This window comes from Ferrimonas pelagia, from assembly GCF_039543565.1.
GTDB classification, from domain to species: domain Bacteria; phylum Pseudomonadota; class Gammaproteobacteria; order Enterobacterales; family Shewanellaceae; genus Ferrimonas; species Ferrimonas pelagia.
Window position 1 is genome coordinate 1 of sequence record NZ_BAABJZ010000014.1, and the last position, 14,502, is coordinate 14,502.

At 56.3% G+C, this 14,502-nt stretch carries 16 protein-coding genes and 1 riboswitch; of the genes, 11 read left to right on the top strand and 5 right to left on the bottom strand.

Annotated elements, in window-relative coordinates; translation table 11 throughout:
* Window positions 1-260: 260 nt before the first annotated feature.
* Both ABEA08_RS05655 and ABEA08_RS05660 read right to left on the bottom strand, forming a co-directional pair.
* Entirely contained in the window at window positions 261-2,327 is a 2,067-nt protein-coding gene (locus tag ABEA08_RS05655) for a M13 family metallopeptidase (protein WP_345334157.1), read from the bottom strand.
* Window positions 2,328-2,647: 320 nt separating this feature from the next.
* Window positions 2,648-3,541 carry a DMT family transporter gene (locus tag ABEA08_RS05660; protein WP_345334159.1) on the bottom strand — a complete coding sequence of 298 codons (894 nt, stop codon included), beginning with the start codon at window positions 3,539-3,541 and terminating at the stop codon, window positions 2,648-2,650.
* Between the two features lie 82 nt (window positions 3,542-3,623).
* Here ABEA08_RS05660 and ABEA08_RS05665 point away from each other — a divergent pair, with 82 nt between their 5' ends.
* Entirely contained in the window at window positions 3,624-4,463 is an 840-nt protein-coding gene (locus tag ABEA08_RS05665; RefSeq protein ID WP_345334161.1) for an AraC family transcriptional regulator, read from the top strand.
* Window positions 4,464-4,495: 32 nt separating this feature from the next.
* The gene (pdxH, locus tag ABEA08_RS05670; protein ID WP_345334163.1) at window positions 4,496-5,134 is read left to right on the top strand and encodes a pyridoxamine 5'-phosphate oxidase; all 639 of its coding nucleotides are present in this window, start codon (window positions 4,496-4,498) and stop codon (window positions 5,132-5,134) included.
* Here the strand turns inward: pdxH and ABEA08_RS05675 are convergent.
* Window positions 5,089-5,544, bottom strand: coding sequence for a GNAT family N-acetyltransferase (locus ABEA08_RS05675; protein WP_345334165.1), 456 nt, complete (start codon window positions 5,542-5,544; stop codon window positions 5,089-5,091). The genes pdxH and ABEA08_RS05675 overlap by 46 nt on opposite strands.
* A gap of 154 nt (window positions 5,545-5,698) precedes the next feature.
* Between ABEA08_RS05675 and ABEA08_RS05680 the strand changes: the two genes are divergently transcribed.
* The 4 genes from ABEA08_RS05680 (at window position 5,699) to ABEA08_RS05695 (ending at window position 9,766) form a co-directional block, all read left to right on the top strand.
* A complete protein-coding gene (locus tag ABEA08_RS05680; protein ID WP_345334167.1) occupies window positions 5,699-7,864 on the top strand; it encodes a diguanylate cyclase in 2,166 nt (721 codons plus the stop codon).
* 91 nt (window positions 7,865-7,955) lie between these two features.
* Window positions 7,956-8,597 (top strand): carbonate dehydratase, encoded by a 642-nt coding sequence (gene can / locus ABEA08_RS05685; protein WP_345334169.1) that lies wholly within the window; start codon window positions 7,956-7,958, stop codon window positions 8,595-8,597.
* Between the two features lie 90 nt (window positions 8,598-8,687).
* The gene (locus tag ABEA08_RS05690) at window positions 8,688-9,269 is read left to right on the top strand and encodes a hypothetical protein (protein WP_345334170.1); all 582 of its coding nucleotides are present in this window, start codon (window positions 8,688-8,690) and stop codon (window positions 9,267-9,269) included.
* The gene (locus ABEA08_RS05695) at window positions 9,266-9,766 is read left to right on the top strand and encodes a hypothetical protein (RefSeq protein ID WP_345334172.1); all 501 of its coding nucleotides are present in this window, start codon (window positions 9,266-9,268) and stop codon (window positions 9,764-9,766) included. Before ABEA08_RS05690 ends, ABEA08_RS05695 begins: the two co-directional genes overlap by 4 nt.
* Before the next feature lie 51 nt (window positions 9,767-9,817).
* Here ABEA08_RS05695 and ABEA08_RS05700 read toward each other — a convergent pair whose 3' ends face one another.
* Together ABEA08_RS05700 and ABEA08_RS05705 are read right to left on the bottom strand one after the other, a co-directional pair.
* Window positions 9,818-9,997: a hypothetical protein gene (locus tag ABEA08_RS05700; protein WP_345334174.1), complete on the bottom strand. Its 180-nt coding sequence runs from the start codon at window positions 9,995-9,997 to the stop codon at window positions 9,818-9,820.
* A gap of 79 nt (window positions 9,998-10,076) precedes the next feature.
* Window positions 10,077-11,837, bottom strand: a complete 1,761-nt coding sequence (locus tag ABEA08_RS05705) for a M61 family metallopeptidase (protein ID WP_345334175.1) — start codon at window positions 11,835-11,837, stop codon at window positions 10,077-10,079.
* Between the two features lie 238 nt (window positions 11,838-12,075).
* On the opposite strand from ABEA08_RS05705, the gene hinT reads away from it, so the two are divergent.
* From hinT to ABEA08_RS05730, 5 genes are all read left to right on the top strand, one after another.
* Window positions 12,076-12,426 carry a purine nucleoside phosphoramidase gene (hinT, locus tag ABEA08_RS05710; protein WP_345334176.1) on the top strand — a complete coding sequence of 117 codons (351 nt, stop codon included), beginning with the start codon at window positions 12,076-12,078 and terminating at the stop codon, window positions 12,424-12,426.
* A gap of 82 nt (window positions 12,427-12,508) precedes the next feature.
* Window positions 12,509-13,003, top strand: coding sequence for a PaaI family thioesterase (locus ABEA08_RS05715; protein WP_345334177.1), 495 nt, complete (start codon window positions 12,509-12,511; stop codon window positions 13,001-13,003).
* Window positions 13,004-13,435, top strand: a complete 432-nt coding sequence (locus ABEA08_RS05720; protein ID WP_345334179.1) for a PaaI family thioesterase — start codon at window positions 13,004-13,006, stop codon at window positions 13,433-13,435. It abuts the gene before it with no gap.
* A 20-nt stretch (window positions 13,436-13,455) separates the two neighbouring features.
* Window positions 13,456-13,842 (top strand): YcfL family putative periplasmic lipoprotein, encoded by a 387-nt coding sequence (locus ABEA08_RS05725; protein WP_345334181.1) that lies wholly within the window; start codon window positions 13,456-13,458, stop codon window positions 13,840-13,842.
* A gap of 234 nt (window positions 13,843-14,076) precedes the next feature.
* The gene (locus tag ABEA08_RS05730) at window positions 14,077-14,235 is read left to right on the top strand and encodes a hypothetical protein (RefSeq protein ID WP_345334182.1); all 159 of its coding nucleotides are present in this window, start codon (window positions 14,077-14,079) and stop codon (window positions 14,233-14,235) included.
* Window positions 14,236-14,336: 101 nt separating this feature from the next.
* A riboswitch (TPP riboswitch) is annotated at window positions 14,337-14,446 on the top strand.
* Window positions 14,447-14,502 lie beyond the last annotated feature (56 nt).

Sequence of the window (14,502 nt, forward strand, 5' to 3'; positions counted from 1 at the left end):
TTCTCATCCTCGAATCGCTGACTTTCTTGGCAAGTTGCTTGAAATCGCTGGAAGTATGCATCGTCGATGCTCGGGTCACTAATCAAAGCACTATTAGATCAAACTTTTAGTGCAATTGGTATTATACGCCGCCAAGTCGTAGTCATCGATACGTTGGCAAGAGTATGGGTGTTTTTAAGGCGGAGAGGGGGGAAGAATATGAAAGAGCTGTTGATGAAAAAATGGCGTGCCAATGGCACACCATTTTCCTTAGTTGCGGGTTACCAGATCTTCACCCGATCCTCGCTGGGGATGTACATGGCGTCGGTGGGCTGGACGTCGAAGATCTCATAGAACTCCGGTACGTTGGCCAGCGGGCCGTTGGCGCGATACTGAGAGGGGGAGTGGGGATCGGTCCGTACCCGGTTGCGCAGTGCTTCCTCTTTGTACTTGGCACGCCAGATCTGACCAAAGCCGATAAACACCCGCTCGTCTCCGCTCATGCCGTCGATCACCGGTGCCTCTTGGCCCTGCAGCGACAGGTGGTAGGCCTTGAGGCCGATGGTGATCCCGGACAGATCGCCGATGTTTTCACCTAAGGTCAGCTGGCCGTTGACGCTCAGATCGGAGAACACCTGATAGTCGTTGTACTGTTTGATCAGTTTGCGACCACGGCGCTGGAACGCCATCAGATCCTCTTCGGTCCACCAATTGACCAGGTTGCCATTCTCATCGTAACGGGAGCCCTGATCATCGAAACCGTGGCCCATTTCGTGGCCGATCACCGCGCCGATCCCGCCGTAGTTCACGGCATCGTCCGCTTCCATGTTGAAAAACGGTGGCTGCAAGATCGCTGCTGGGAACACGATCTCGTTCATGGTGGGGTTGTAGTAGGCGTTGACCGTTTGCGGGTTCATATGCCATTCCCACGTGTGGATAGGCCCACCCAGCTTGGCCAGTTGCTCCTGATGGCCCCATTGGGCGGCGCGCATGGAGTTACCGACCAGATCGTCGGCTTGTACGGTCAGTGAGGAGTAGTCCTTCCATTTATCCGGATAGCCGATCTTCGGGGTAAAGGCAGCCAATTTCACCTTGGCCTTTTTCTTGGTGTCTTCGCTCATCCAATCCAGCTCATCGATGGAGTTGGCGTAGGCTTTGCGCAGGTTTTCCACCAAGACGGACATGCGCTCTTTGGCTTCGGGGGTGAAGTGTTTTTTGACGTAGACCTTGCCGACGACTTCGCCCAGATCGGCATTGACCTTATCGACGGCGCGCTTCCAGCGGGCTTGTTGCTCTGCCTGACCGTTGACCTTGCGGGCGAAGAAGTCGAAGTTCTCGGCATCCAACTCGGCACTCAATTGGCTGGCGTAGGTGGTCAGTACGTGCCAGGTCAGGTAGGTGCGCCATTGCGCCACGGAGAACTGCTTGAAGACGTCATTGAAGCCTTCTACATAGGTGTTTTGGTTGATGATCAGGTTGTCCAGATCGGCCGCGCCGAGGGTGCTCAGGTAACCGTTCCAATCAAAATCGGCGGCAACGCTGGCCAGATCCGCGGTGGCGTATTTGTTGTAGCGCTTTTCGCTGTCGCGCGATTCCACTTTGGTCCACTGCTGCTCGGCCAGGGCGGTTTCCATGGCCATCACGGTCTTGGCTGCTTTGGCGCCACCGGCTAAACCGGCCAGGCGATACATGGTTTCGATGTGCTCAACAAATTGGGCGCGCATGGTGTCGAAGCGTTCGCCTTCATTGAAGTAGTAGTCACGATCCGGCAGTGACAGGCCGGTTTGCCATAAGTGGGCGGCGTACTGCTGCGAATTCTTGGCGTCGACGCTGACGTAGAACACGAATGGGGGGGAGACGCCAATGGTTTGGGCGTGGGCGAAGTACTTGGCGATGTCACTGTCACTGTTGAGTGCGGCGATGGCGTCGAACTCTGCCTGAAGCGGTTTGACGCCCAGTGCGTTGATGGTGTCGGTATCGAGCATGGATTGATACAGGGCGGCGACTTTCTGTTCGTCGCTGCCGGGCTTGAGCCCATCCATTGCCGCCAGATCTTCGATGATGGTGCGCACGTCTTTTTGTGCTTTGATCCGCAGATCATAGAAAGCACCAACGGTGGTGCGATCGGCCGGGATCTCTGCATCTTTGAGCCAGGTGCCGTTCACGTAGCCGTAGAAATCGTCTTGCGGGCGAATGGACCGGTCAAAGTTATTCAGTTCGATCCCTGAACTGAGTGCGCTCTTTACTGCGGTCGACGCGGCGGTGGGTTGGCTTGGGGTCTCGGTATTACTGCAGGCCACCAGTGCCAGCGCGGAGGCACACAGGCCCCCGATCACAATCTTTTTCATCCACTTTTCCCTATGGTTTGGATTGGGAGGGTCAACAGGATACTAACGTTGCACCAACAGAGCGTCAAAGCTGCAGCCCTATCAAGGTGTAAAAGAGTTTGTCTTGTGGCCGATGCGCTCGGCTTTGGGGGTAGGGTTTCCGAGCTTATCTAGGGGGGGAATGGAAACGGCAGGCGTCAATACGGGATATCAGCCCGCCGGCGGTGGCGCAGGCGGGCTGATAGGGATGGGTGCAGCAAAGTCGCTGTCGCCGAGGACTTTGCACGCCGTCGCAAGGTGTCAGGCTGTTGTCTGGGCCATCCAGATAAGGGAGGGGCGGATCAGGTGGCTTCTGCCTGCAATTGAAATAGCGGTTTTTTCACCCATTGTGATAGCAAAACGCCGGTGAGGATCAGTCCTCCGCCGAGCAGATGGCCTTTGTTGAGGGATTCCCCCAGCAGGATGACTGCGCCGGTGGCGGTCAGCAGTGGTACCAGATTCATAAATATGCTGTTGTTGCTGGCGCCCAGACGTTGGATCCCGGCCATCCAGCAGTAGGGGGCAATGATGGATGCGGCGATGCCGGCGTACAGCACCATGGGAATGGCTTGGCGGCTCAGTGCCATTGAATCGCTCAGCACAACGGCCGGCAGCAGCCACAACAGGCCCAGCAGGATCTGGACATACAGGGATTGCCACAGGCCAAACGGCAATTGCCAGCGGCGGATCAGCACGCCATAGAGGGCGTAGGCCGTGGCGCCGAGCAACAGCAGGCCGTCCCCGACGTTGAGCCCCTGCGCGGTCAGATTGGCCAGGTTGCCACCGGACAGTAAGAGCCCGAGGCCGACAAAGGCGAGCAGCCCGCCACCCAGAGCGCCCAGAGTGGGCGGTTCGCGCATGATCAGCAGGCTCATCAACAGGGTCAGTAGTGGAACAATGGCGCCGATCAGGCCCATGTTGGTGGCGCTGGTGCTGGCAGCCGCAACATACGCCAGGCTTTGAAACGCGACCACGCCGAGCATACCGAGCACGCTGAACTTGAAAAGATTGGCCAAGACTAAATGGCGCTGGCGCCAGACCGATGGCAGGACAAAGGGAGTCAGCACCAACGCCGCCAGGGCCCAGCGGTAGAAAGAGATGGCGGCAGGGGAGATCACATCCACGGAGCTTTTGCCTACCAGGTTATTGCCGGCCCAAGCGACAACGGCGATCAGTGGGAAAAGGTAAGCATTCATCGAAGATCCTAGACAACTAACTCGGAATTAATGTCTTATTGTATTATGTCTTCTGATATTTAGATAACGAGGATCGGACATTATGCATCCCGTGCAGGACACCCCCTATCAAATGGATCCCGCCGATCCGGCAGAGCGCTACCCTTTGCCGCTTCAGCCCGAGCGTGAGATCTACCTGCTGCGGGCCGATGTGGCGCCGGAGACCACCTTCTTGCCTCACAGTCACCCCTGGGGACAGCTGAACATGGTGGACTCCGGCGTGATGGAGTTGAGTGTTGCCGGGCAACAATGGTTGTCGCCGCCCCAATACGGCTTGTGGATCCCGCCGGATGTGGTGCACAGCAGTTACAGCCGACAGCGCGTCGCCTACCGAGCGTTGTACTTTAATCGTGCCTGGTCGCAGCAGCTAAGCGGGGCGCCTTGCATGGTCAAGTTATCGCCGTTGCTCCGGGCGTTGGTGGCGGATCTCAGTGGCCGGGGGATCGACAGCCCCAGTGAGGCGAGTGATCGACGGATCGCCCGGGTCTTGTTCGACCAACTGCAGCTGGCGGAGCCGCTCCCGGTCTATCTGCCAAGCAGTGATGATCCGCTGTTGAGCCCGATCCTGCTGGCGCTGCAGCACGATCCCGCCAACGACGTTTCATTGGCGACTTGGGCGCAGCGCGGTCACACTACTGAGCGGACACTGGCGCGCCGCTTTCAGCGTTCTCTGGGCTTGAGCTTCAGTGATTGGCGCTCCCGGCTGCGGTTTTTGACGTCGCTATCGATGTTGCGTGAGGGGATGGCGGTGAAAGAGGTGGCGTTGGAGTTGGGTTACAGCACGTCGTCTGCGTTCATTGCCATGTTTCGCCGTCACAGTGACAACTCGCCTGAGGCGTACCGGCGTCAACGGGGCGTGAATGAAGGAACGCGAATACGGTAGACTGGACTGAGCCGGAACAGAGGAGAGTTGCAGTGCGAGATCTCAGTGAGATTCGTCGAGAATACACCCATGGAGGATTGCGGCGTCAGGATCTGCCTGAGCAGCCGTTGGCGCTGTTTGAGCGCTGGTTTGAGCAGGCCCATGGGGCGGGATTGCTTGATCCCTCATCGTTTGTGTTATCGACGGTGGACCCCAGCGGTAAGCCATTTCAGCGCATTGTGTTGCTCAAGCAGTTCGATGAGCAGGGCATGGTGTTTTATACCAATCTGGGCAGCCGTAAGGCGAGCCAGATCGCCGGCAATGATCGGGTCAGCATGCTGTTTCCTTGGCATGAGCTGGAGCGTCAGGTGCACGTCACTGGGCGGGCACAGCGGCTGAGCACGGCAGAGGTGATAAAATATTTTGCCAGTCGGCCACGTGACAGCCAGTTGGGCGCGTGGGCATCGCCGCAAAGCCATAAACTGTCGGCGCGCAGTGTGCTGGAGGGGAGCTTTTTAAAGATGAAGCAGAAGTTTGCCCAAGGCGAGGTGCCGTTGCCGGACTTTTGGGGCGGCTACCGGATCGTGATCGACAGCGTGGAGTTTTGGCAGGGCGGGGCTAAGCGCCTGCATGATCGCTTCCTTTATCAGCGCACGGCGCAGGGGTGGGAGGTTGACCGTCTGGCGCCATAAGGCACGGAGTCGGCCAGTCGATACTGCCAATGCTGACGATTTTGGCTTATCCCCTGTGACCAGCCTCGCTGGCGGTAAAATGCGGTGGCGCTGCGGTGTTGATGGCAGCGGAGGGTAATGGTCTTGGCGCCGAGCTGAGCCAAATAATGCATGCCGTGTTCAAGTAGGGTGGTGCCGATCCCTCGGCCTTGCCATTGGGGCAAGACATACAGGGCTACGATACTGTGCTCGATCTGGCTGAGCACAATAAAGCCGACGATCTGATCCGCCTGGATCTGCACAAAGCTGCGCCCCCGTGCGGCGATGTAGTGCGGCAGCTTGTGTAGGGCCAACTGGTCGCCTTGGGCGCTTTGCCTGAAGATCTTATCCATGGCTGGCAGATCGTCTGTCAGAGCCGTTCTTATCAGCATCGTCCCTCTCCTTCATTGAGCATTAAGGTGTAGCCCGACTTGATGAAGGGTGCAAAGTGCCGATAGCCGCTATCGGAAAGAATGCTGCGCCTCTGTGTTAGAGCAGTGTTAACATAAGTGGTTTATCTACATGATTTAATTCAAAAGGATTTGTATGGGATCGTGGAGACTGGGAGCGTTTGACCGCTTAGTTTGGCAGCGACTGCTGGCGGCAACCACGCTGGGTCTGGTTGGCTTCTTGCTTAATCTCGCGCCAATTCCCCTGTTTTCCAATATACAGCTGGTGTTGGGCAACATCGTCATCGTTATTTGCGCCAGTCGTCTCGGCTTGGGCTGGGTACTTTGGTGCGCGTTTCTTGCGATCTCCGGCCTCTACCTTGCCTGGGGTCATCCGGTTGGCTATCTGCTGTTTGGTCTGGAGGCGCTGTGCATCACTCTGATGCGCCGGCGTGGCTGGTATCTGTTGTATGCAGATCTGGCGTACTGGTTGGTGTTGGGCATGCCATTGACCGCATGGGCGGTCAATGCACTGGTTGATCTGCCGCCGGAGTACACGCCATTTACTGTGCTCAAGCAGGGGTTTAATGGCTTACTGTATTGCTCCGCAGCCAGCCTGCTGTTGATGCTGAGTCCGCGCGGTTGGCTGCGGACGCTAAGACAACAACCCATTCTGGTGAGAAATTTTCGCCAGAAGTTAAGCCATGCGGTGTTTGCGCTGATGATCCTTGCCCTGTTTATCTCCCTGCTGGCCTATACCGGCCATTTGATGCGGATCCAACAGAATTTGCTGCATGAGCGGTTGACTGAAACCGGTGAGCGCATTGCGCTGCAATATGAACGCTACTTTCAGCAACACGTGGACGTGGTGACTGTGGCGGGAGAATGGCTTCCGACAACCGCGTCGGCACAACGGGCCAGATTGAGCCAATTGCATGCGCGTAATCCGGGCTTTATCACCATGTTAGTGACCGACAATGAGGGGGACGTACTGGCGGCAGCGCCGGGGGCGTTATTCGATGGCACGCGCAAGCTCTCGGTTGCGAGTCGGGCCTATTTTCGTCAGGTGATGGCGACCGGTACGCCCTATGTTTCGGGTGTCTTGCAGGGGCGGGGCTTTGGCCAGGATCCGATCGTGGCGATCAGTGCGCCCTGGTTTGACCATCAAGGGCAGATCGGTGGGATCATCGAGGGCTCGCTCGATGTAAAACGTCTGCTTGAGCTAAATGACATTAATCCGGCGGTTCATTTGGTGGTGATCGACGATCGAGAGCATGTGGTGACGGCGTCGGAGCAGACTGGATTTGCGCCTTTGAGCGACTGGCGGGTCAACATTATGCGTGAGGGCAGCGATGAGCAGATCGGCTTATTAAGCCTGGGCGTCGCCGCCGCACCGGTTGCCGATTATTTTCAGCACTCGGTGACGCTGGATAATGATTGGCAGCTGTATATTCTTATCCCATATCGTCCCTTTGCTCAGCGCGCAGAACGTCAGTTTCTATGGGGATTGGGCTTGTTGTCGCTGGCATTGTTGATCTCTGTGTTCTTAGCGCAGCGTTTGAGTCGTTATCTCACCTGGCCACTGGAGCTGTTGGCCAAGGAGGTGGCCCAGACCGGTGATGGCCATACAGTGATGCGCGCTTTGCCTCGAGGGGCTGCCACCGAGATCCTACTGCTGCGCGATCAGCTAGCGCACCAGCGCAACGCCATCATGCAGCATCAGGACGAGCTAGAGGGCCAGGTGGCGGCCCGCACGCAGGAGCTGGCTTTGGCAAACAAGAAGTTAGCGCGGCTGGCGTTGCGGGATGGTTTGACCGGTGCCTACAATCGACGCCATTTCAATCAAACCTTCGATTCGGCCCGGCAATACAGTTTGCGCAGCCACACGCCGCTGGTGTTGGCCCTGTTGGATATCGATCACTTTAAGGCGATCAATGACAGTCATGGCCACTTGGTGGGCGATGATTGCCTAAAGGGGCTGGTAAGGGTGATCGGGGAGCATTTCTCCCGTCAAAATGATCTGCTGGTACGTTATGGCGGCGAAGAGTTTTTGCTGTTGTTGCCGCAGTTGCCTTATGCGTCTGCGCGCGAGCAATTAGATGCGTTGCGGCTTAAGGTGGCAGCAACCCCATTAACGACAACCGAGCAGGGGCTCGATCTTTTGGTGACCATCAGTATTGGCGCCATTGTGGCGTCTGGTCACTTTAGTGATGAGCCGAAAGATTGGTTAAATGCGGCGGATAAATTGCTTTATCAGGCCAAATCGGAGGGGCGTGACAGCTTATGTATTCAAGATTGCACCTTTGAGTTGAGTGGTATTTAGTCAAACTGTTTTTCCGACGAGCAACACTGACCACTCTTTGAGAGGAAACAGGGTAAACTCCCTCTCAAATCGATAACAAAAAGTGAGAATCATGGCGAAGATTGAACATCTGTTTGCCCGTAATCAAGCCTGGGCTGATGGGATCCGGGAGCAACATCCGGAGTTTTTCACTGAGTTGGCGCAGCAGCAGACGCCGGAGTATTTGTGGATCGGGTGCTCCGACAGCCGAGTTCCGGCCAACCAGATCATCGATCTGGCCCCGGGCGAGATCTTCGTTCACCGCAATGTTGCCAATGTGGTGGTGCACTCTGATCTCAATGCCCTCTCGGTGATCCAGTATGCGGTGGATCACCTGAAAGTGCGTCACATTATGGTGGTCGGTCATTATGGCTGTGGCGGCGTCAAGGCGGCATTGACTAATCAGAAGGTTGGGCTGGCGAGCAACTGGATCCGTCATGTGCGCGATGTTTACGAATCCCATAAAGAAGCGGTTGACCAGCTTGATCCTGAGACCGGCTTTCGCCGCTTGTGTGAGCTCAATGTGATCGCTCAGGTGATCAATACCTGCCAAACCACCATAGTGCAGGATGCTTGGGAGCGGGGCCAGGAGCTGACGGTTCATGGTTGGATCTACGACGTTGCTGACGGTCTCTTGCGGGATCTGTCGATGCGGATCGACGATAACACTCCTGTGGCTGCGACGGCGCAAAAGGCCATCCTCGCGTTGGATTGATGCCAAATGGCCCCAAAGGCTCTACTTTTAAGGGTAGGGAAGCGGTAGGGGGCACGGATGGCGTCGCGGATCATACTCATATGTTGGTTAATGGGTCAGGGAGTTGGCGTTTTCGCGGCGCCCACTTCGGCGATCTTCGCCCAGTTCGAGACGACAAAGCAGACACATAAGGCCGAGTTGGTGCTGTTTGCCAACGGCGCTTTTCTGATGGAGCGGTCTGCGCCGTTGCCCAGTGAAGCGGGCCGTTGGTTTATTCAAGGCAATAGCCTGACGCTTATCCATCCTCACGGGCAAGCGCATATGGCCTGGCCTCTGGAGCAGGATCCACAGTGGCACACATTGGCGGCGCGCCGCTCTCATCTTCCTCCTAAGCTGTACTTCGAAGGCTATGTGTCATTGCGCGATGACGCGCTTATTTTCAGAGATTGTATGACTGGGTTGGAGTACGCTTTGTCCGAGGCGGATAGGGCACTGTTGCTGCGTCATGACAGCAAACGCTTAGGCTGGCGCCGCGCGGTTTGGGTCGCTCTGACCGGTCATTGGCAGGACGATATTCGGCGCCGTGTGCCGTCGCAGATCACCATCACGGCGGTGCATGCAGTTGCACCCCAGCAGCGTTGCAAAACGCAGTTGGCGCTGCCTCGGCGTTCAGAAGGGAAGACCCGGTTATGATCCGACTTTGGCTCTGGTGTGTTTTATGCCTGTTCCCTGCCACGCTCCGAGCGGAGTTGGCTCCACCGTTTGCGCCGTTTGCACCATACGTAGGAAAGACTTGGCGTGGTGAGTTGACGGTGGCCGATCGCGATGAACCTATGGTGGATATCTCGACTTGGGAGATGGCCTTGCAAGATCAGGCTGTGCGGATCCGGCATACCTTAGATGACGGGGTGTACGAGGGCGAGACGTTTATCGTGTGGAATAAAGAACGAGAAATGTTGGAGTTTTTCTATTTCACTACGGCGGGGTTTTATACTCGAGGCACCGTTAAGTTTGCGGGTCGAAACTTCACCTCTTATGAGGACGTGACGGGATCGGAGGAGGGGATCACCCAAGTTCGCGCCGAGATCATCCTGGAAGGCGACGATGTGATGCATCAACAGGCGTATTATCTTAAGCAGGGCGAGTGGGTCAAAGGCCACAGCGCAACCTACCGAGCGATCTCACCGTGAGTCCAACGCATAAAACGATCCCTGCCGAAGCAGGGATCGTACAAAAATCGCTTAGGAGTCGTGGTTCACGCTGGGCTCGCTGTCCGTCACAAAACGCGACAGCTCGTCGGCAAACACCGAATGCAACTCTTCTTCCACATCACGCAGTCGTTCTCGTAACTCCGCGATGCTTTCCGCATCCTCAAACTGCTGATGCAGCAGACTTGCCAGTTTTGAATCGAATTTTGCCATACAAAGGTACCTCCGTGCTCCTCGCTGCCGTTAAGTGAACCGCTTTAAATCCGGTGAAAACGCAACGGAGATCGGCGTATCAAAGCCACAACTGACTTTTTTCACTGTCCACTTCTTCAATAACCACAGTATCCTTCGGGGCCGGTAGGAGTGCAAGCGTCCCTTGCATCAATTCGTCCCGACGGAACCAATGGGCGGCCAAACGTTGATGCGGCCCGTAGCGTTCCAGTCGGGTATCCAGATCGTTGCCGATCTGCAGCTGGTCGACGGCGATCAGCCGGTCGCCCGCCGCGAGGCCCGCCTGATGGGCTGTACCACCTTGGGTCACAGTCACGATCTCAACCCCCAATGCCGCGGGTTTGTAGCGTGCGCCGAGGCCGGTGTGGGCCTGCTTGTCGCTGCGTCCTCCTTTGTCATTGTTGTTATGACTAGCCCGCAGCGTCATGTTGATCCCGAGCTCGGCGAGGAGGCTGGGCAAGGGCAGATCCTCAGTGTTGTCCAAGTAGGCAAACAGCGCACTGGCATCTCGGCCAAGCAGTTCTTCGACGATCTGTTGATGGCTGTGCTCTTCGGTGCCGATCCCCGGTTGGCCAAAGCGTTGCCACAGTCGCTGCATCACACAGTCGAGTGAGTGCTTGCCTTGGGTTTCACTGCGCAGGGTCAGATCCAGCATCAAGGCGAACATCGCGCCTTTGGTGTAGTAGCTGACGATGGCATTTTGCGCGTTTTCGTCCTGTTTATAGAACTTGGTCCAGGCATTGAAGCTGGAATCGCGTAAGGATTGCTTCAATCGGCCGCTGCCACGGGTAACCCGGGTCATGCCTTGGGCCAGCATGTCCAGGTAGGTGGCTTTGTCGACGCAGCCGGCCCGGTAGACGAACAGGTCGTCGTAGTAGGAGGTGATCCCTTCATAGGCCCAGAGTTGGCGAGTATAGCTCTCTTCGCTCAGTTGGTAGGGGACAAATTGAGCCGGTTTGATCCGTTTGATGTTCCAGTTGTGGAAGTATTCATGGCTGCACAGAGAGAGGAAGGTGCGATAGCCTTCGCTCATTTTGCGCTCGGTGACGGAGGGCAGATCGCCGCGACCACAAACCAACGCCGTTGAGGCGCGATGCTCCAATCCGCCAAATCCCGCGCCGACGACTTGCGTCATAAACAGGTAACGATCGTAGGGGGCCTTGCCGCCAAAGAGCGCGATCTGTGCTTCGCAGATCTTCTTCAGATCGGCGCAGATCCGTGCGGTATCGGCCAGATGGCGGCCGGTCAGGATCAACTCGTGCGGGACACCGGCGGCGTCAAATTCGGCCAAGGTAAAGTCGCCCATTTCGACCGGATGATCGATCAGCTCATCGTAGCTCTGTGCTTGGTAGCGACCAAATTGATGGCGCTCGGCACCCGCTTCTTGCATCGCGGTGGCGACACGCCAGGTTCGGTACGCCTCTCCCTGCGGTCGCAGGATCTCAAGTTGGACCGCGCACTCCTCTTGGCCAACGACCGAAAGGAAGGTGCTGCTGCCGTTAAAAAAGCCATGGGTCTGATCCAGATGTGCGCCCCGCACTGACAGATCCCATGCATAGACTTGGTAGTGCAGCACCAATTCTGCGCCACTGTTTGCCGCCTGCCAGGTCTGCTTGTCGATCTGCTCCAGCGCAACGGCGTTGCCCTGGCCATCCTCGGCGCGCAGGCCAATGAGGTGGCGGGCAAAGTCGCGGATCATGTAGCTGCCGGGCAACCAGGCCGGCAGGCAGAAGCGCTGGGAGATCTGGGCACTGTCTAGGCTGAGGGTGACGGAATAGAGGTGGGCATGGGGATCGCTCGGTTGGATCTGGTACAGGATCATGGACGTCGTGTCTCTGGCTGAATTATTAGGTGATGATTGTAGGCTGGGTGTTGTGAGCTTGTCAGCTATAAACGTTGTGCTGGGGGGGGGGATAGCGACCTGGCCGATAGGGAGGCGTGCTGCTTTTTCGTGGGTAATATTAGCGATCGCGAGAGACGGTCAAGCATTGTTGTCCGAGGGGCAAGCCTCGTATACTCGGAGGCACATTTACCATCTAAGTTGTTGTATGGAGCCCAAAATGGCTGAAGAGACTATTTTTTCTAAGATTATTCGACGTGAGATCCCAGCAGATATTGTTTATCAAGATGAGTTGGTGACGGCGTTTCGGGACATCAGTCCCCGGGCACCACAGCACGTGCTGATCATTCCAAATCACTTGGTGGCAACGGTCAATGATGTCACCGAGTCGGACGAGCCGGCGCTGGGTCGTATGATCACCGTAGCCGCGAAGTTGGCCAAGCAAGCGGGTATCGATGAGGATGGCTACCGTCTCATCATGAACTGCAACCAACATGGGGGTCAGGAGGTCTTCCACATCCACATGCATTTGTTGGGTGGTAAGCCGCTGGGGCCGATGCTGTCGGTGTGAGAATGCGATCTGCGGTGGAGCGGTAAGATCACCGCTGCCGTGAGGTCAGAGCGGTGAGCGAGTAAGGGAAAGGGAAGCCAGAATGAAGCCGGATAACCGGGGATTTTTTCCACTGACAGGATTTGCCCAACGATTTGTTGATTTGTTGGCGCAGTGCCGAGTGCTTGGGATCAAGACGTTGGAGGCCAGCGAGCACCACGTCTTATTGGAGTTGCCGTACCATTCGCGGATCGTGGGTTATCCCGACAGCGGGGTGATCCACGGTGGGGTGATCACCACCTTAATGGATACCGGCTCTGGTGCGGCGGTGCTCTGTGCCATTCGGCAGCACAGCGGTGAGATAGAGCTTAGCCCCACACTGGATCTGCGGGTGGATTACATGAAACCGGCGGAGCCGGGCCTGCCGGTCTATGGGTTTGCTGAGTGCTATAAGTTGACGTCGGCGGTGGCGTTTACACGTGCGATCGCTTATCAACATTCGATGGATGAGCCCATCGCACAGGCGGTCGGTTCGTTTATGCGGATCGGCTCTGATCTGATGACCGATGACTTTCGCCGTGCATTGGAGGGAGGTTAGATGGATTTTAAGCAACAGCTCAATGACGCTGCGGGCAATCATGATTATGCGGCGCTGTTGGAGCTGGTTCCCTACGCCCAGTTTATTGGTATGGACTGCGAGCGTTTTGGTGATGAGTTGGTTTTTCGTTTGCCACCGAAGGCCGAAAACATGGGTAACCCGATGCTGCCGGCGCTGCACGGTGGGGTGATCGCCGGCTTTATGGAGATGGCGGCGATCGTTCAGCTCATGGTGATGATGCACACCACGCAAGTCCCGAAAATAGTCGATTTTTCTATCGATTATTTGCGGGCAGGATATGCGCGGGAGGCCTATTGTGAATGTAAGATCACCCGTCAAGGGCGCCGTGTTGCCAATGTCAGTATCAGCAGTTGGCAAACCAATCGAAAGCAACCGATCGCAACGGCGCGGGCCCATTTTTTAATTGAGTAGGGACCAAGAAGGGAAAGGTTATGAGGATATTTGTTTTAGTTAGCCTGCTATTGCTCAGTGGGTGCAGCTCCATTACCGCGGGTGTGGCAGCCCGCTCAGACCAGCCCAATCTGCGGATAGACTCGAGCAGTGTTGCGCGGGAAGTCAGCATTGAGCAGGTGCAAAAGCGCCGAGTGGGCGACTTTTTGCAAGGCTCTGCCGTGTTGATCTCACGGGTCAGCACGGATCGTTACCTGCAATACAAGTTTACCTTCTTCGACAGCGATGGAATGGTGGTGGAGGCCGACAGCACTAGCTGGCGACCGCTGAATCTGCACGGTGGTGAACGCCGTCCCGTGACGGCCACCTCGAACAGCCCATATGCAACCGATTTTGAGATCTACGTCCGGCGCGCAACCAAGGAGTAAGGGCTGGCTGAACAAAGGTTTAATGATAGGCGGTAATGGAAGTAAGGCGGCTGGGATTGTGATCCTGGCCGCTTTCTTTTTAGCAAGAATGCGTACAATTGCCCGCCAGTGAATGCAAACCCAGTCGTTTTCGCTCTGCTCTGATCTGATCAGAGAGCGAGAGGGTTTGATTTTACAGCCCTCATGGACGAATTGTTGGCTCGGGCAGCCGCAATCCGATTTGGAGCTGAATTGATGACTGAGCTGGTACTTGAGATCTCCCCTGCGCTGTTTTCTACCCCGATGATGGCGACCGTTGTATCCATGATGATGACTGCCGGTGTGGCCTTGTGGGTGTTCATCGGCCATGAATATGTGCAGTTGGAGAATGCTCCTCGCCTTTGGGAAAAGTAATCCACAATTGCCGCTAAATTGACCAAGCAGAATTCCAGAACGGGGCCATTCGAAAGAATGGCCCCGTTTTTTGTGCTTTGTCACACTATTCTCGCTATACTGCGCCCGCCACGGGGTGTTGGTCATCATTGGTGACTTACTGAGATCCTTAGGGAAACCCGTCGAACCTGATCCGGATAGTGCCGGCGTAGGAATGGTGTGTTTGCCCCCTTTATCGCCCCCCAACTGTCCGATCGTACCTTGCTACCAGACCGAGAAAGATAAAAG